At 69.5% G+C, this 17,251-nt stretch carries 15 protein-coding genes; 5 read left to right on the top strand and 10 right to left on the bottom strand.

Annotation, left to right across the window (positions count from 1 at the left end):
• Nucleotides 1-128 precede the first annotated feature (128 nt).
• Nucleotides 129-1,289 carry an acyl-CoA dehydrogenase family protein gene (locus SALPAC4_RS0123600; RefSeq protein ID WP_026324221.1) on the top strand — a complete coding sequence of 387 codons (1,161 nt, stop codon included), beginning with the start codon at nt 129-131 and terminating at the stop codon, nt 1,287-1,289.
• On the top strand, nt 1,286-2,080 hold the full coding sequence (locus SALPAC4_RS0123595) for an SDR family oxidoreductase (protein ID WP_027645044.1): 795 nt from the start codon (nt 1,286-1,288) through the stop codon (nt 2,078-2,080). Before SALPAC4_RS0123600 ends, SALPAC4_RS0123595 begins: the two co-directional genes overlap by 4 nt.
• A 34-nt stretch (nt 2,081-2,114) precedes the next feature.
• Here the strand turns inward: SALPAC4_RS0123595 and SALPAC4_RS0123590 are convergent, their stop codons facing one another.
• On the bottom strand, nt 2,115-3,278 hold the full coding sequence (locus tag SALPAC4_RS0123590; protein ID WP_018736633.1) for a steroid 3-ketoacyl-CoA thiolase: 1,164 nt from the start codon (nt 3,276-3,278) through the stop codon (nt 2,115-2,117).
• Nucleotides 3,279-3,388: 110 nt separating this feature from the next.
• On the opposite strand from SALPAC4_RS0123590, the gene SALPAC4_RS0123585 reads away from it, so the two are divergent.
• Nucleotides 3,389-4,615, top strand: a complete 1,227-nt coding sequence (locus SALPAC4_RS0123585; RefSeq protein WP_027645043.1) for a cytochrome P450 — start codon at nt 3,389-3,391, stop codon at nt 4,613-4,615.
• A 37-nt stretch (nt 4,616-4,652) separates the two neighbouring features.
• Here the strand turns inward: SALPAC4_RS0123585 and SALPAC4_RS0123580 are convergent, their stop codons facing one another.
• From SALPAC4_RS0123580 to SALPAC4_RS0123565, 3 genes are all read right to left on the bottom strand, one after another.
• Entirely contained in the window at nt 4,653-6,284 is a 1,632-nt protein-coding gene (locus SALPAC4_RS0123580; protein WP_019872472.1) for a GMC oxidoreductase, read from the bottom strand.
• A gap of 392 nt (nt 6,285-6,676) precedes the next feature.
• A complete protein-coding gene (locus tag SALPAC4_RS0123570; protein WP_019872470.1) occupies nt 6,677-7,816 on the bottom strand; it encodes an acyl-CoA dehydrogenase family protein in 1,140 nt (379 codons plus the stop codon).
• A complete protein-coding gene (locus SALPAC4_RS0123565; RefSeq protein ID WP_019872469.1) occupies nt 7,813-9,018 on the bottom strand; it encodes an acyl-CoA dehydrogenase family protein in 1,206 nt (401 codons plus the stop codon). Before SALPAC4_RS0123565 ends, SALPAC4_RS0123570 begins: the two co-directional genes overlap by 4 nt.
• Before the next feature lie 58 nt (nt 9,019-9,076).
• Here SALPAC4_RS0123565 and SALPAC4_RS0123560 point away from each other — a divergent pair, with 58 nt between their 5' ends.
• A complete protein-coding gene (locus SALPAC4_RS0123560; RefSeq protein ID WP_027645042.1) occupies nt 9,077-10,210 on the top strand; it encodes an acetyl-CoA C-acetyltransferase in 1,134 nt (377 codons plus the stop codon).
• On the opposite strand, the gene SALPAC4_RS0123555 is transcribed toward SALPAC4_RS0123560, so the two are convergent.
• The 4 genes from SALPAC4_RS0123555 to SALPAC4_RS0123540 are packed head-to-tail and all read right to left on the bottom strand — an operon-like array spanning nt 10,194 to nt 13,654.
• On the bottom strand, nt 10,194-11,282 hold the full coding sequence (locus tag SALPAC4_RS0123555) for an NAD(P)H-dependent flavin oxidoreductase (protein WP_223874875.1): 1,089 nt from the start codon (nt 11,280-11,282) through the stop codon (nt 10,194-10,196). The two genes, SALPAC4_RS0123560 and SALPAC4_RS0123555, sit on opposite strands and share 17 nt — an antisense overlap.
• Before the next feature lie 25 nt (nt 11,283-11,307).
• On the bottom strand, nt 11,308-12,039 hold the full coding sequence (locus tag SALPAC4_RS0123550) for a CoA-transferase subunit beta (RefSeq protein ID WP_019872466.1): 732 nt from the start codon (nt 12,037-12,039) through the stop codon (nt 11,308-11,310).
• Nucleotides 12,036-12,878, bottom strand: coding sequence for a CoA transferase subunit A (locus SALPAC4_RS0123545; protein ID WP_019872465.1), 843 nt, complete (start codon nt 12,876-12,878; stop codon nt 12,036-12,038). Before SALPAC4_RS0123545 ends, SALPAC4_RS0123550 begins: the two co-directional genes overlap by 4 nt.
• Before the next feature lie 29 nt (nt 12,879-12,907).
• Nucleotides 12,908-13,654 (bottom strand): enoyl-CoA hydratase family protein, encoded by a 747-nt coding sequence (locus SALPAC4_RS0123540; protein ID WP_027645041.1) that lies wholly within the window; start codon nt 13,652-13,654, stop codon nt 12,908-12,910.
• Nucleotides 13,655-13,899: 245 nt separating this feature from the next.
• Between SALPAC4_RS0123540 and SALPAC4_RS0123535 the strand changes: the two genes are divergently transcribed.
• Nucleotides 13,900-15,408, top strand: coding sequence for an aldehyde dehydrogenase family protein (locus tag SALPAC4_RS0123535; RefSeq protein ID WP_027645040.1), 1,509 nt, complete (start codon nt 13,900-13,902; stop codon nt 15,406-15,408).
• A gap of 113 nt (nt 15,409-15,521) precedes the next feature.
• Here SALPAC4_RS0123535 and SALPAC4_RS0123530 read toward each other — a convergent pair whose 3' ends face one another.
• Together SALPAC4_RS0123530 and SALPAC4_RS0123525 are read right to left on the bottom strand one after the other, a co-directional pair.
• Nucleotides 15,522-16,448 (bottom strand): SDR family NAD(P)-dependent oxidoreductase, encoded by a 927-nt coding sequence (locus SALPAC4_RS0123530; protein WP_019872462.1) that lies wholly within the window; start codon nt 16,446-16,448, stop codon nt 15,522-15,524.
• A gap of 74 nt (nt 16,449-16,522) precedes the next feature.
• Complete coding sequence (locus tag SALPAC4_RS0123525; RefSeq protein ID WP_019872461.1) at nt 16,523-17,197, bottom strand: TetR/AcrR family transcriptional regulator; 675 nt, start codon at nt 17,195-17,197, stop codon at nt 16,523-16,525.
• Between the last annotated feature and the right edge of the window lie 54 nt (nt 17,198-17,251).

The raw sequence follows: 17,251 nt of genomic DNA, 5'->3' as shown, positions 1-17,251 counted from the left end.
GCTCGAGTGGTTTGTCGGTCGGGTCGGGTGGCGTGGCTTCCTGCTCTGCTCGGCGTTCCATCGACACCTCCTCACGCAAGCAAGTGCTTGGTAGGGTGAGCCTACGCGCGCTTCGGGAGGTGACACCAGTGCACGACGACGAGTTCCGGCGGGCGGTGCGCGCCTGGCTGGCGGAGAATGTCAGCGCTGAGCTGCGGGGGGCGGGTGGACCGGGCCGGGAGCACGAGGCATACCGCGAACGGCTGGCTTTCAACCGCCGGCTGGCCGCCGCCGGTTGGACGTGTCTCGGCTGGCCGGTGGAGCACGGCGGTCGGGGCGCGACGCTCGCCCAACAGGTCGCCTTCCACGAGGAGTACGCCCGGGCCGGTGCCCCGGCGCGCGTCGGCCACCTGGGTGAGGAGTTGCTCGGCCCGACGTTGATCGCCTACGGCACGCCGGAGCAACGCCGGCGCTTCCTGCCCGGGATCCGCGCTGTCGATCAGCTGTGGTGCCAGGGGTACTCCGAACCGGGGGCGGGGTCTGATCTCGCCGCCGTCGCGACCCGAGCCCGACTCGTCGGTGACGAGTGGATTATCGATGGGCAGAAGGTGTGGACCTCGCTGGCGCACGTGGCGCACTGGTGCTTCCTCCTGGCCCGGACCGAGCCCGCCGGCACCGGGCCACGCCAGGCCGGGCTCTCCTATCTACTGGTGCCGATGCGGCAACCCGGCGTTACGGTGCGGCCCATCCGCCAGCTGACCGGTACCTCGGAGTTCAACGAGGTCTTCTTCGACGGCGCGCGCACCGCGCGGGACATGGTTGTCGGCGAGGTGGGCCAGGGGTGGCGGGTGGCGATGGGCACCCTCGCGTTCGAGCGGGGCGCGGCGACGCTCGGCCAACAGGTCGGGTTCCAGCGGGAGCTGGACCGTCTGGTGGCGCTCGCCCGGCACACCGGCGTGGCCGGCGAGCCCGAGCTGCGCGACCGGCTTGCCCGCGCCGCTGTCGGACTCTGGGCGCTGCGCGCGCACACCCTACGGACGATGGTCGAGGCGGAGCAGTCGGGCTCCGCGCAGGGAGCATCCGCGGTGAAACTGCTCTGGTCGCGCTGGCATCAGCAGCTCGGCGAGTTGGCGATGCAGGTGCGCGGTGCGGCGGGAACGGTTGCCCAGGATGCTCCCTATGACCTGGACGACTGGCAGCGCCTCTTCCTGTTCGGTCGCGCGGAAACGATCTACGGCGGGTCGGACGAGATCCAACGGGGCATCATCGCCGAGCGGGTTCTCGGTCTACCGCGGCAGGCCCGCGGATGAGGCCCCCGGGCCCGATGCCGCCGCTTCGCCCGGCCGGTCGGGAACTGCTCGCGGGGAAAGTGGTGGCGGTGACCGCGGCGGCGGGCTCCGGGATCGGGACGGCCGTGGTGGAGCGCTGCCTGGACGAGGGGGCGCTCGTCGTGATCAGCGACCGGCATCTCCGGCGGCTCGCCGAGAGCCATGAACGGCTCTCGGCGGCACACCCGGGCCGGGTCCGGTCGGTGCCCTGCGACGTGACCGACGAGCAGGCGGTTGAGGAGTTGGTCAACGCCGCCGTGACAGGTTATGGACGGCTGGACGTGATGATCAACAATGCCGGGCTCGGCGGCACCGCGTCGGTCATGGAGATGACCGACGACGAGTGGTCGCGGGTGCTGGACGTGACTCTGACCGGCACCTTTCGCTGTACGCGGGCGGCGGTACGGCAGATGCTGGCGCAGGGCCACGGTGGTGTCGTGGTCAACAACGCGTCGGTGCTGGGCTGGCGGGCCCAGGCCGGTCAGGCGCACTATGCGGCGGCCAAGGCGGGGGTGATGGCGTTCACCCGGTGCGCGGCGCTGGACGCGGCGCCCCACGGCATCCGCGTCAACGCCGTGGCGCCCAGCCTCGCCATGCACCCCAACCTGTCGAAGGTGACCAGTGCGGACCTGCTCGCCGAGCTCACCGGCCAGGAGGCGTTCGGCCGGGCGGCGCAGCCCTGGGAGGTCGCGGCCGTCATGGCCTTCCTCGCCAGCGACTACGCCTCCTATCTCACCGGTGAGGTGGTGTCGGTAAGTAGCCAGCATCCCTAAGTGCATCCCGACGGTGGGCGTCGCCGCCGGAGGGTCAGAGGCGTTCGATGATGGTCGCGGTGGACATGGCGCCACCGGCGCACATCGTGATCAACGCGGTGCGGGTGGCGGTTCGCTCCAACTCGTGTAGGGCGGTGGTGAGAAGTCGGGCCCCGGTGCTGCCAACCGGATGTCCGAGGGCGATCGCGCCTCCGTTGACGTTCACCTTCTCCGGGTCGGCGCGGTGGGCCGACAGCCAGGACAGCACGACGGCGGCGAACGCCTCGTTTACCTCGAACCGATCGATATCCTCGATCTTCATGCCGGCGCGGGTCAGCACGCGTTCGGTCGCCTGCACGGGGCCGTCCAGGTGGTAGAAGGGCTCGGCGCCGACCAGGCACTGGGCGACGATCCTGGCCCGAGGACGGAGACCGAGCGCGCGGGCCCGATCCGCCTCCATCAGCAGCACCGACGCGGCGCCGTCGGAGATCTGCGACGAGGTGCCGGCGGTGTGCAGCCCGCCCTCGACCACCGGTCGCAGTCGGTTCAGCGCCGCCAGCGTGGTGTCCCGCAGGCCCTGGTCCCGCTCCACCGTGTGAGTTTCTCCGGTCGGCTGTCCCTCACTGTCGAGGACCGGCGCGGTCACCGGTACGACCTCGCGGTCGTAGTGCCGCTGCGCCCAGGCCCGAGCGGCGTTGGCCTGCGAGCGGACACCGAACTCGTCCACCGCCGTGCGGGACAGTCCTCGCCGGACGGCGATTCGTTCGGCGGCGACGTACTGGTTGGGTAGGTCGATCTCCCACGAGGCCGGCCGGGGTGTGCCGGCGTCAACGCCGAGATTCGCCCGGAGCGGTACCCGGCTCATCGCCTCGACACCACAGGCGATGCCGACCTCGATGGCGTCGGTGGCGATGAGACCGGCGACCAGATGCGCGGCGTGCTGGGAGGAGCCGCACTGGGCGTCGATGGTGAGACAGCCCGTCCGATACGGCAGGCCGGCGTGTAGCCAGGCGGTGCGGGTGATGTTGTTGGACTGCTCGCCGCCCTGGGTGACGCACCCGCCGATGACCTGCTCGACGGTGTCCGGGTCGAGGTCTGCATGGGTGACGAGGGCGCGTTGTGCCGCGCCGAGCAGCTCGGCGGCGTGCAGCCCCGCCAGCCAGCCGCCCCGCTTGCCGATCGGGGTGCGAACCGCGTCAACGATCACCGGAGTGCCCATGGCACCTTCCCTTCGGAGAGCGAACGTGCTCCGCGCCGGAGCTCACGCTGCGTTGTCGAAACAACATTTGATCTGTTTCAATATTAGAACAGGTTACAGTAGGAGGTTCGATGACTGAGCCGCGTATTCCAGTGGGATTTGACTTCACCGACCCGGCCGTCCTGGAGCGCCGTGTGCCTCGGGAGGAGTTCGCCGAGTTGCGCCGGACGGCCCCGGTCTGGTGGAACGCCCAACCGAAGGGCTCGGCCGGTTTCGACGACGACGGGTACTGGGTGGTCACCCGGTACGCCGATGTCATGGCGGTTTCCCGGGACAGCGAAACGTACTCGACCCGGGAGAACACCGCGATCGCCCGTTTCCAGCCGGGCACCACCCAGGCGGATCGAGAGATGCAGCGGGTCATCATGATCAACGTTGACCCGCCGGAGCACACGAAGCTACGGGCCATCGTGTCCCGTGGCTTCACTCCCAGAGCGATCAACGCGTTGCGTGGGTCGCTGGGGGAGCGGGCCGAGCGCATCGTGCGGGACGCGGCCGGGCGTGGCGCGGGCGACTTCGTCACCGATGTCGCCTGCGAACTGCCGCTGCAGGCGATCGCAGAGCTGATCGGGGTGCCGCAGCATCACCGTCGCAAGGTCTTCGACTGGTCGAACCAGCTGATCGGCTACGACGATCCGGCGTACGGCGTAGATCCGTTGGCCGCCTCAGCCGAGCTGCTCGCGTACGCGATGGAGATGGCCCACGAGCGACAGCGCAACCCGAGCGACGATCTGGTGACCAAGCTGGTCAACGCGCAGATCGACGGGGAGCACCTGACCGCCGACGAGTTCGGCTTCTTCGTGATGCTCTTGGCGGTGGCGGGCAACGAGACGACCCGGAACGCGATCACCCACGGCATGTTGGCCTTCCTCGAGAACCCAGAACAGTGGGAACTGTTCAAGGCCGAGCGCCCCCGGAGCGCGGTCGAGGAGATCATCCGTTGGGCGACCCCGGTGAACGTCTTCCAACGCACCGCGTTGGTCGACACCACCCTGGCCGGACAGGCGATCTCCGCCGGCCAACGGGTAGCGCTCTTCTATGGGTCGGCCAACTTCGACGAGTCGGTGTTCGAGGAGCCGGAACGGTTCGACATCACCCGTAGCCCCAATCCGCACCTGGGGTTCGGCGGTAGTGGTGTGCACTTCTGTCTGGGTGCGAACCTCGCCCGCCTGGAGATCGAACTGATCTTCAACTCGATCGCCGATCACATGCCGGACATCCGCAAGGTGGCCGATCCGCAGCGGCTGCGGTCGGGCTGGATCAACGGGATCCGAGAGCTGCCGGTGCAGTACCACTGAACGGGGGGCCCGGCTCGCGGCCGGGCCCCCGTACGGTTCAGGAGTGCGTGGCGAGGAACCGGTCCATGCAGCGTTCGGCGTTCGCGGTGATGGTCAGGGAAGGGTTGGCCAGGCAGGCCGTACCCGGCAGGATCGATCCGTCGACGCAGAAGAGGTTGGGGTAGTCGAGGCAACGACCGCCGAAGTCGGTCGCCTTGCCCATGACCATGCCGCCCAACGGGTGCCAGGTGTTCGCCGCGCCGAGCCCGGTGCCGATGCCCCGGGCGTAGGTCGGCAGCCCGTGCAGGAGGTATCCCTTGCGGCCCTCGGTCTCCCACCACAACCGGGTAACCAGGTCAATCGCCGCCTTCTCGGAGGTGGTCTCCAGCACCCCGTACGGCCAGTGCACCTTGCCGGTCCCGGTATCCGGGTCGTAGCGAATCTCGCCTCGTTCCGGAGCCATACTGGTCACCAGGTGCGCCGTGGTACGCGGCATCCAACGGGGAACCGGTGCCGCCTCCCACGCCATCGAGGTGGGTGCGTATGGGTTGTCCTCGTCGATGTACTTGACGTTACCCGGACCGCCCTGGGCGTGGCCGACGTCCTTTCGTAGGTTGATCCGGGTCACCAGGAAGTCGCCGTTGTTGCCCCAGCCCTTACCCACCTCCTGGTTGACCAGGCGGGGGAGCCCGCCCTTGGCTCGGGAGGTGAGCAGCAGCGAGGTGGTGTAGACGGAGCCGGCCGCCATGAACAGGTAGTCGCAGACGAAGGTCTTGGTGGAGAGGACCGTGCCGTGCTCGTCGATCTGGCGGCACCTGATCTCGAACTTGTCCTGCCCGGACACCTCGTGGATTTCGGTGACCTCGTGTAACGCCAGTGTGGTCACGTTGCCGGTCGCGGCGGCCCAGGCGAGGTAGTTGCGGTCCACGCTGTTCTTCGCCCCGGAGTTGCTGCCGTACGGGCCCTCGCCGATCGTGTGGCAGGGCACGGCGTCGCCGGCGAGTTCGGCGCGGACCACGTCCCAGTCCACGGCGAACGGGATGGGCAGGGGGGTTTGCTTGAACTCCGACAGGTAGTCGAGCCAGGCGCGGGCTCCCCGGTAGGGACCGGTGCTCTGCACGTCCTCGGGGATCGGCGCGGCGCCGAGGCGTTGCCGAGCGCGGGGCCAGTAGACATCGTTCATCTCGTCGAAGCCGATCTCGGACGGGTACGCCTGCTCCCACTCGCTGCGCCGCGGCTGCGGCAGGAACATCCCGATGGCGAGGGAGCCGCCGCCTACTCCGGTTCCGCTCAGCACCGAGATTCCATCTCCGTCGTGGCGGGCGATCAACCCTGCACGCTTCTCGATCGCCGAGCCGAGGTTGATGCCCAGTGGTGGGCGGTCCAGGAACCAGCCACACCGCCAGTCCGGGCTATTGATGCTGCAGAACGTGCTGCCGGAGCCGTCCACATCCCAGCGGCGACCCCGCTCCAGCACGGTGGTGGCCACTCCGGCCTGGCCGAGTCGGTAGGCGGCGACCGCCCCGCCGAAGCCACTACCAATGACCACGGCGGTCTTTCCCGCCAACGCGGGTACCGGACCACCCGCCTGGGCTACCTGCTGGCCCAAGGCGGCCCCGGCGACGGCGGCGCCGGCGCCGAGCGTGGTGGCCCGGAGTAGGCCACGTCGGGAAAGGTTTGTACCTGTCATGCTCGGCCCCTTCAATCGTTGGTCGTGATCGGTGTCTGATGCCCATCGGTTGCGTCGGGCGCGCGCCGACCGTCCCTCGGCTCAGGTCTCCCGCCTGGTGGTGACCGGCTCGTGGTGTCGATCGCGATCGACCACCAGGTGGGTGACAGAGTCGCCGGTGGCTGGCGGCCGACCACGCTCGTGGCGACCGGCGCCGGGGTTAACCCGGTCGTGGTGGTCGCCGCCAATTAGGTCGGAGGGGGAGTGGTTCTTGGGCTTGCGTCGAAGGCCCCGTGCGCCAACTCCCCATTAAATCCATGTATGTCAATCTATGGTGTACCCTCCGCGCCGTCAACGCCTCGGGTTCAGACCCGTGCGGCGGTTGGATGGGGCCGCCGCGGCACCCGCTGGGTTCAGGCGGCGGGGAGTGTCTCGCCGGCCAAGCCGTTTTGGTCTTCCAGCTCGGTCGAGGTGAGGGCGGTCCCGAGCGCCCGAAGTTGGGTGGTGGCTCCGCCCAACCGGAACTCGTGGTGCTTCGCGGCGAGAAAGTAGCGGTGCAGTTGGTGGTCAAGGTCGATTCCTACGCCGCCGTGGAGGTGAACGGCGGTGTGCGCGACCCGGTGTCCGGCGTCGGCAGCCCAGAACTTGGCCGTCGCCACCTCCGTTGGGCAGGGGAGTCCTTCGGTGAGCCGCCAAGCCGCCTGCCAGAGCGTGAGCCGGATCGCCTCGACATCGATGTAGGTGTCGGCGAGCCGCTGCGCCACCGCCTGGAAGGTGCCGATCGGGCGACCGAACTGGACCCGGTTGCGGACGTACTCCGCGGTCAACTCCAGCGCCCGCTCGGTCACCCCGAGTTGGACGGCGCAGGATCCGATGGTGGCCCGGGTGGTGAGCCAGGCGGCGATGGCGTCGCCGTCCGCGACCGTGCCGAGCAGCCGGTCGTCGGGAAGGGTCACCCGGGCCAGGTCCAGCCAGCCGGCCCCCTCGCCCCCCGCCACCTGCTGCGGCTCCACCTTGACCCCGGGGTCGTCGGGACAGACGAGGAAGACCGCGGTCCTGCGGCCGAACTTGGCCGGGACCAGCACCAGATCGGCCTCCGGTGCGGCTGGCACGGTCGTCTTCGTCCCGGTCAACACCCAGTGGCCGGCGACGCGTTCGGCACCCACCTCGCCCTCCGCGAGGGCGGCGGTCAGGACGATGGTTCCTTCAAGGGCTGGAGCGACCCACCGAGCTACCTGTTGGTCGTCACCGAAGGCGGCCAGTCCGGCCGCCGCCGTCACGATGCTGGACAGGTAGGGCACGGGGGCGACGCTCCGACCCACCTCGACCAGAACGCCGCACTGCTCCATCAGGCCGAGCCCGTCGCCGCCCGCCCGGTGGGGCAGTGCGGCGGCGAGGACCCCGGCGGTGGCGAGCTCCCGCCAGAGTGGTCGGTCCAGGCAGATGTCCTTCGCCTCGAGGTCCCGGAGTCGGTCCGTGGTGACCTGGTCGGTGAGGATCTGCCGGGTCAGCCGCGCGAGGTCGCGGTGGCTCTCGCTTGGGGCGAATCTCATGACCACTCCTGCCGTTGGGTGCGCCGACGGGCCGCTGGCAGACCTAGGCCGACGGTGGCGATGATGTCTCGCTGTACCTCGTTGGTGCCGCCGCCGAAGGTGAGGATCAGGGCCGAGCGATGCAGCCCCTCCACCCGCCCGCGCAGCAAGGCACCGCGGGACCCCTGCCGTACCGCCGCGTTCGTGCCGAGCACCTCCATGAGCAGCCGGTACGCTTCGATGGCGAATTCGGTCCCGTAGACCTTGGTAGCCGAGGCGGCGGCCGGGTCGAGACCGCTGGCTGACTCGGCGGCGAGTCGCCAGTTGTAGACCTTGAGGAACTCGGCCTTGGCGTGCACCCGGGCCAGGTGCAGCTGGACCCACTCCTGGTCGATGACCCGTCTCCCGCCCGGCAGGGTGGTGGCGAGGGCCCAGTCCCGCACCTCCCGTAACGCGTGTCGGATCGGGGCGGCCGAGGTGAGCGCGACCCGCTCGTGGTTGAGCTGGTTGGTGATCAGCGGCCAGCCCTGGTTCTCCACGCCCACCAGCGCGGCGCGCGGTACCCGGACATCGGTGTAGTAGGTGGCGCTGGTGGTCGGCCCGGCCACGGTGCGCACCGGCGTCCACGAGAAGCCCGGCGAGTCGGTTGGCACGACGAGGATTGACAGGCCCTCGTGCGGGGCGGCCTCCGGTGCCGTGCGGCAGGCCAGCCAGATGTAGTCCGCGTACTGGACGAGGCTGGTCCACATCTTCTGGCCGTTGACCAGATAGGTCTCACCGTCGCGGACCGCAGTGGTGCGCAGGGCGGCCAGGTCGGTGCCCGCCTCCGGTTCGGAGTAGCCGATCGAGAAGTGCAGCTCGCCGGCGGCGATCCGGGGCAGGTACTCGGCGCGTTGTCGCTCGGTGCCGAAGCGCATCAGCGTCGGTCCGATGGTGTTGATCGTCAGGAACGGAACCGGCACCCCCGCGACCGCCGCCTCGTCGGTGAAGATGAGTTGATCCAGCATGGACCGGTCGCCACCGCCGTACTCCCGGGGCCAGCCGAGCGTCAGCCAGCCATCCTGGCCCAGGCGTCGCACGATGTCGCGGTAGACCTTGCCGTCTCCGTACTCGCCATCGGTCATGGCGAGTGCCTCGCGGACCTCGGGGCTCATCAGCTCAGCGAAGTACGCGCGCAGTCGGGAACGGAGTTGTTGTTGTTCGACCGAGTAGGAGAGGTGCATAGCGCTGCCCCATTCGGCTAGATTTAGAACGCGTTCTAGCATAACTGAGGAGGCGACGATGAGCGAGGCTTACCTTGTCGACGCGGTGCGTAGCCCGGTGGGGCGGCGCGGTGGTGGGCTGGCCGGGGTGCACCCCGCAGACCTCGGCGGTCAGGTCATCGCGTCCCTGCTGGACCGAGTGGGGGTCGACCCGGCCGCGGTTGATGATGTCGTCCTTGGGTGCGTGGACACCCTCGGGCCCCAGTCCGGTGACATCGCCCGGACGGCTTGGCTGGCGGCGGGCCTGCCGGAGGAGGTGCCCGGGGTGACCGTCGACCGACAATGTGGCTCGTCCCAACAGGCGGTGCACTTCGCCGCCCAGGCTGTTCTGGCCGGCACCGCAGACCTGGTGGTCGCCGGTGGGGTCCAGAGCATGAGTCAGGTGCCGATCGCGAGTGCGATGGCCCCACACGGCCCGTACGCCGGCTCCGTCGGGTGGGCGGCTCGCTATGGCGAGGAAGAAGTCTCCCAGTTCCGCAGCGCGGACCTCATCGCCGCCCGGTGGGGGATCACTCGTCCCGAACTGGAACGGTACGCGTTGCTCAGTCACGAGCGGGCGGTCCGCGCCCGGGAGTCGGGACGGTTCGCCGCTGAGATCGTGCCCTGTGCCGGCTGCACGGTTGACGAGTGCCCGCGACCGGAAACCTCGCTGGCGGCGATGGCCGCCCTTGCCCCACTACGTCCCGACGGGACGACCACCGCGGCTCTCGCCAGCCAACTCGCCGACGCGGCCAGCGTCGTGCTGGTCGCCTCCGAGCGGGGACTTCGGGTGCACGGGCTGTCGCCCCGGGCCCGCGTCCACCATCTCAGCGCTCGAGGCGACGACCCAGTGCTGATGCTGACCGCGCCGATCCGGGCAACCGAGGTCGCGTTGCGGCGGGCGGGGATGACGCTCGACCAGATCGACCTGATCGAAATCAACGAGGCGTTCGCCAGTGTGGTGCTCGCCTGGCTACGTGAAACCGGTGCGGACCTGAATCGGGTCAATGTCAACGGTGGGGCGATCGCCCTTGGGCACCCGCTCGGTGCGACCGGCGCGCGGCTGATGACCACCCTGCTGCACGAGCTGGATCGCTCCGGCGGCCGGTACGGGTTGCAGACGATGTGCGAGGGGGGTGGCCAGGCGAACGTAACCGTCATTGAGCGGTTGTAAGCCGGGAGAGGCAGCCATCTGCCTCGACCATGATCCGGTCGATGAGCTCCGCGCACGAGGGCAGGTCGTCAATGAGCCCCACCACCTGCCCGGCAGCCATCACCCCGAGGTCGGCCCGGCCGTCCACCATCGCCGCCCGGAGGAGGACCGGGGTGTTGGCGGCCATCAGGGTCTGGGACCAGGAGAGTTCGCGGCTGCGTCGGGTGGCGAGGCCGTCCCGAATCAGCGTCGACCACGGCATCGCGGTGTGTCGGCGCAGCGCGAGGGCCCGGCCGAGTGCGCTGGCCAGGGTGCTGAGCCGGCCCGATCGTTCGAGCCGGTCCACGAACCGGGTTCGGAGAACCCGGTGCGGTACGCCGTCAACCCGCGTGGTGACCACCGTGTCGGTGGGGCCGCTGTCGAGATAGGTCTGTTTCACCGCGGACCCGACCGGGCTGTCGCTGGTCAACAGGAACCGGGTACCCATGGCGATTCCCGCCGCGCCGTAGGCGAGGGCGGAGACCAGGCCGCGGCCGTCGAAGAAGCCACCCGCCGCGACCACCGGTATGTCGATCGCGTCCACCACCTGGGGCAGGAGCAGGCTGGTGGGCACCGGCCCCGTGTGCCCACCACCCTCGCCCCCCTGGACCAGGACGGCGTCCGCCCCCCAACCGGCCACCTTCTCCGCGTGCCGGAGGGCGCCGACGGACGGAATGGTGATCACCCCGGCGTCGCGGAGCCGGCTGATGAGGTCGCGGCGCGGCGCGAGCGCGAACGAGACGACCCGGACCGACTCCGCGATGACCAGCTCGACCCGCTCCCGCACGTCCGTTGCGTCTGCGCGTAGGTTGACCCCGAACGGCGCGGAGGTACACCGACGCACCTCGTGGATCGCGGAGCGTAACTCGTCGAGGTTCATCGTGGCCGAGGCGATGATGCCGAGGCCGCCAGCCTGGGCTGTCGCCGCGGTCAACCGGGCACCGGAGACATAGCCCATGCCGGTCTGCACGATGGGGTAGCGGACGCCGACCAGCTCGGTCAGCTGGGTGCGCAGTGCCGGGTGCATGGCGGTCTCCCTGTCGTTACCGGGCAGGAACAGCCGGACGGGCGTCGGGGATTCACCGACCCAGTTCGTGATCTCGTAACCCAGCCGGATCCAGTTGATCGCGGATGAGCCGCAGCTCGCGATCGCTGGGGCTCCTGGTCTCCGGTACGTGATCCGGCAGCTGCAACGGGAAGCCGGTCGCGGCCACGACCTCGTCCACGCTGACGCCGGGGTGTACCGAACGCAACCGCATCCCCCGATCTGGTGACTGGAAGTCGAGGACCGCCTTGTCCGTCACCACGAGCCGGATCTCGTGGAACCGGTTGCCCGGGGGACCGAGGGCGGCGGCCCGGTCGTAGCCGATGCCGGAGACTACGTCGACCCGCTCCACGAAGACCCGTCGGGTGTGGCGGGGCACCCAGTAGCTGGTGGGATGGTTGATGGTGTTCCCCGGGGCGCCGCGCACTCCGAGCAGCTGGGCGGTGGGCTGTGCCCAGGAACCGATGCAGGAGATGTTCTGGTTGCCGTACCGGTCCAGCTGGCTGGCGCCCATCATCATGTGGCGACGACCGGCAGCGGCGATGCCGAGCACCGCGCGGTAGGGAAGCCACCCCTCGGCTCCGTCGTCGCCGACCAGCCCGGCCTCGCCGTCGCTGAGCACCAGGTCGGGAGCGAAGGTCCGGCTGGCCAACTGGGAGGCCAGACGGGGGATCAGTCCGATGGAGCTGGCCAGGATCTCGCCGTCGCCCCGCCATGCCTCGGCACAGGCGACGATGCAGACCTCGACGCGGCTGGCCCCGGTCACGACACGGCTCGCTGGTAGTGGGCCTCATCCGCATCGAGGTAGCGAGCCCGGAATCGGTCCCATGCCTGCGGGCTGGCAGCGGATTCCGCGTACTCACGCTGGAACGCCTCGTCGCGGTCGTAGTCCGGCACGCAGCTGGTGAAGTGTGCGCCATGCGGGGTCTCGAGGACGCCGCTGACCATCATTCGGCTGATCAGGAGGCTCTGCGCCGGGCCGCCGGAGCGCAGCTCGGCCGGGTCGACCAACCTCTCGCAGGAGATGAAGCTCCGGGTAGCGGCGAGGCAGAAGAGATCGTCGAAGTACGGGTCCGGGCCCAGGTACTGCCCATTGCCCTGGCGGTCGGCCCGGTTCAGGTGTACGAGTGCGACATCCAGGGTGAGGGCCGGCACCGCCACCAGCTCCTCGCCGTCGGAGTAGGGAGACCGCACCGTACGGAGTTCGGGGTTTACCCGCAGGACATCGGAGCCCAGTCCGGCGCGGATCGGCAGGTAGGGGAGTCGCCGCGCGGCGGCGAGTAGTCCCCAGTGCAGCATCCCCTCGTCCAGCTCGGTCAGCTCGACGGCACCCAGCTGCCGGGCTCGTCGAAAGTGGGGCTCGAGGGGGATGCTGTCGAGGGAGACGAACCCGGTCACCACTCGTCGTACCCGCCCCGCCGCCACCAACAGGCCGACATCAGGTCCGCCGTAGGACACGACGGTGAGATCGGTGAGGGCGGATCGGGCGATGGCCCGGACCAGCGCCATCGGCTTCCGTCGTGACCCCCAACCTCCGATGCCGATGGTCATACCCGAGCGCAGCTCGCCGACCACCTCCGCGATGCTCATCACCTTGTCGGCCATGGGCCAGGCCACCCTCCCTCGTCGATCGGTCAGTGCCTGCCTCGGTCGAAGAAGCCCTGTCTGGCCCGGTCGGAGACGCCCGCGAGGTTCAGCTCGTAGGTGAAGCCCTGCTCGTAGCGGTAGGACCGGCGGAGGTCGATGGGGTCGATTCCGTTGAGTGACTCCTTCGCCCGGCGGATGATGACCGGGTCCTTGGCCGCGATCTCCTCGGCCACCCGGCGAGCCGTGGCCGCCAGTCGTTCCCGTGGCACCACGTCGAGCACCGACCCGAAGTCCCGCAGCTCCGGCGCGGTGATCTGGCGGCAGGTGTAGACCATCGCCCGCATGAGTTGCTGCGGGACCAGCCGGGACAGGTGCGTCGCGGCGCCCAACGCGCCCCGGTCCACCTCCGGTAGGCCGAAGGTGGCATCGTCGGCGGCCACGACGATGTCGGCGGTGCCGGCGAGGCCGACACCGCCGCCGAGGCAGAAGCCGTGGACGGCTGCCACGACCGGCACCGGACACTCGTAGACGGCGGCGAAGGCGGCGTAGCAGCCTCGGTTGACGCCGATCAGCGCCGCGTGGTCGGTGCTGTGCTGGAGCTCCTTGAGGTCCACCCCGGCACAGAAACCTCGCCCCTCGGCGGTGAGGATCACGGCCGCCACGGTGGGGCTGGCAGCAGCGGTGTGGATGGCATCGGCCAGCGCGAACCAGTCGTCGCTCGCCAGGGCGTTGACCGGGGGGATGGCGATGACCACCTCGCTGATCCGTCCGTCGCCGCGAATGTCGATGCCCATCGTTGATGCCTCCAGCTCGACCGGATGCTCCGCAGCGAATTCACCGAATGCTCCGCAACGGATAGCGACACGCATGGCCAGACCGAATGTCGCCCACGCAGGAACCTAGCGCTTGCTTGGCCTGAATCTATCATGAAGTACAGCGATGTATCGATGCCTCGCCTGGGGCCTGGCAGTGCCCTCGGGTTCGGCGTATCCTGCCGAGAAATAGAACAGGTTATACCTGGTCGGCCGTGGAGGTGGGCATGGTTCTCTCGATCAAGTCACGACGGGACGCGGTGGGACTGACCCGGGGGGAACTGCTCCTCGCGGGTGACTGGCGGCCGTCGCGGGACGACCGGACGTGGGTGCACCTGCATCCGGCGACAGGTGAGGAGGTGGGGCAGTTCGCGGTCGCGGACGCCGCCGACGTGGACACCGCCGTCCGAGCCGCCCGAACCGCGTTCGACGAGGGGCCCTGGCCCCACAGCCGCGCGAAGGAGCGCATCCGGGTGCTGCGGCGGACCGCTGACCTCATCCGGGAGCACGCCGACGAACTGCTTGCGCTTCAGGCGCTCGACAACAGTGTGCCGTTGAGCTTTGGTGACGCGTACGCGGTGTCAGCCGAGTGCGCGGCCGACATTTTCGATCATCACGCTGGCTGGGTCGACAAGCTCGGTGGCGAGACGCTGTCGCCCTACCAAGGGGGTGACCACATGGTGTTCACCCTGCGCGAGCCGATCGGGGTGGTGGCGGCGGTCATCCCGTGGAACGCGCCCCTCCTGCTGGCGGCGCAGAAGCTCGCGCCGGCGTTGGCCACCGGGTGCACCGTGGTGCTGAAGCCGTCGGAGTACGCCACCTTCGCCGTACTGCGACTGGTGCGGATTCTCGAGGAGGCGGGCGTACCGCCGGGTGTGCTCAACGTGGTGACCGGGCCCGGGGAGACGACCGGCGAGGCGCTGGTCACCCATCCACTGGTTGACAAGATCACCTTCACCGGTAGCCGGGGCGTGGGCCGGCGCATCCTGCACGCTGCGGCGGACAGAATCACCAGGGTGAGTCTGGAGCTCGGGGGAAAGAGCCCATCGATTGTCTTCGCCGATGCCGACATCTACGCTGCGGCGGCACTGACGATGGGAACAGTCACGGTGGGACTGTCGGGCCAGGTCTGCGTGGCCCACACTCGGGCGCTGGTCCAGCGGGAGGCCTACGACGACTTCCTCTCAATCGCCGCCGGTGCGACCGCCCTGGTGAACTACGGAGATCCCTTCGACGCCGAGACCACCGCCTCTCCGCTGATCAACACACGGCAGCTGGACCGCGTGCTCGGCTATGTCGGGAAGGGGCAGGCGGAGGGGGCCCGCCTGGTCTGCGGTGGTGAACGGGTTGGTGGAGAGCTGGCTGCCGGCAACTTCGTGACGCCGGCGCTCTTCGCCGACGTGGCCAGCGACATGACCATCGCCCGGGAGGAGATCTTCGGCCCGGTGCTCGGGGTGACGCCGTTCACCGACGAGCAGGAGGCGGTGCGCCTGGCGAACGACACCGAGTATGGACTCGCCGCCACGGTGTGGACCAGCGATGTGAAGCGGGCCATGCGCCTGACCCGAGCCGTGCGGGCGGGAACCGTCGGCGTCAATGGCTACCAGGTGGAGCCCCATGCGGCCTTCGGCGGATTCGGCCAGTCCGGTCTCGGGCGGGAGGGCGGACGTGGCTCGGCGGAGTCATTCACCGAGGTGAAGGCCGTCCTCCTGCCCACCACGGATGAGCTCATGTAGGTGGCGGCCGTCGTCGCCGACCGGCGGATTGTCCTGGTCGGCGATTGGCGGCGGTTGCTGGGGCCGGCGGCGGCGACCGCCGGTCCGCCGCCGCCCTACCGCATCCGGGTTGGCTACCGGCTCTCGCCGAACGTGGTCTCCGCCAGCGGCAGGGTCGCCTCGCAGGCGTAGCCCGCCCCGGAGCCCTGCTCGCCGAAGAGCGGTCCCAGGGCGTCATGAAGGGCGGTAGGCGACCAGGACTCGCCATTGGCGTGGAAACTTGCCCGGACGGTGGGTGGGGCCAGCACCGCGGCCACGCCACCGTGGATGACGAAGACCTCGCCGTTGATCGGAGCTCCGGCCGGACTGGCGAGGTACCGCACGAGCGGTGCGACGTGTGTGGGGGACAACGGATCGGTCGCCTCCTCGGGGGAGGGTCCCATGAGCTCGGTGGTCATCGCCGTGCGCGCCCGTGGGCAGATGGCGTTGGCCCGGACGCCGTACCGGGCGCAGCTCCGCGCGGTCGCGACGGTCAGCGCCACCACGCCAGCCTTCGCGGCGGCGTAGTTTGGCTGGCCGGGCGAACCGAGCAGAAATGCCTCCGAGGAGGTGTTGATGATCCGGCCGTACACCGGGGTGCCGGAAGCCTTGCTGCGGTCGCGCCAGTAGGCGGTGGCGAAGCGGGTGGTGACGAAGTGGCCCCGCAGGTGCACCCGCAGGACGAGGTCCCACTCCTGCGCCGACATCGTGAAGACCATCCGGTCGCGGAGGACGCCGGCGTTGTTGACCAGGATGTCCAGCCGGCCGTACGTGTCGAGGGCGGTTTTCAGGAGAGACTCACCGGTGGACCAGTCACCGATGTCACCGGTGCACACCGTCGCCTCGCCACCCGCCGCGGTGATCTCGGCGGCCACCGCCGTGACGGCATCGCCGGGAAGGTCGTTGAGGATGAGCCGGGCTCCGCCTGCCGCCAGCTCGAGGGCTTCTGCGCGCCCCAAACCGTTACCGGCCCCGGTCACGATCGCGACCGTGCCGTCCAGTGTGAACTGATGATCTGTCATTGGTGCTCCCTCGTCCGCGGGCAGTCGTAGCTCCGCCGGGCACAGTGGTGACCAATCGCTTGCTTGGGAGCGTATCAGCTTCGCGTTGGCTTCGCCCGAGGAGAGTGATCCGCCCGTGACCCCCCAGCCGAACTGCTCCTCGGGGCGAGAATGCCGTCGAAGATCAGGCGAATGACCGCGTCGGCGATCTGGTCGGCATCCCAGCCGTTACTGCCGCTCTGCCCCCACCGCGTCGGTATCCACAACACATCCCGCAGCAGTCGGTAGGTCAGCTTGGCGTCCAAGTCGGAGCGGAAAAGTCCGCTCTGTTTCCCCCGCTCCAGCTGGTCAACCCAGAGGTGTTCGATTTCCCGGGTGGCGGTACGCAGGTAGTCGAAGCGGGGCACGGCGCGGAAGTGGTTCCAGTCGTTCTGCAGCATGGTCAGGGCGGCGCGATGCCGGGCCAGCGTCGCCGCGCTGGAGCGTACGAACTGCTCGATCGTGCGGCGTGGGTCGTCCGTGTCGGCGACCGCCTCCCGGTATCCGGTGAGCACCTCGTTGAGGAATCCGGAGAGGAGCTCGTCCCCGATCGACTCCTTGGAGTCGAAGTGGTGGTAGAGGCTGCCGGAGAGGATGCCGGCCGCGTCGGCGATCTCCCGCACGGTGGTGGCGCGGAAGCCCTTCTCGGCGAACAGCTCACCGGCGAGGCGGACGAGGTGGGCGCGACGGTCCGACGGCAGGCCCGCGCTGCTGGCTTTCTTTGTGGTCACGGTCGAATTATGCCGGTCGCCCCGGCTGCGCCCCAGCCGCTTGCCCGGGCCCTT

It is taken from the genome of Salinispora oceanensis (genome assembly GCF_000383575.1).
Taxonomy (GTDB): domain Bacteria; phylum Actinomycetota; class Actinomycetes; order Mycobacteriales; family Micromonosporaceae; genus Micromonospora; species Micromonospora oceanensis.
The sequence above is the reverse complement of the archived record's forward strand: the minus strand, read 5'-3'. Positions and strand labels throughout refer to the sequence as shown.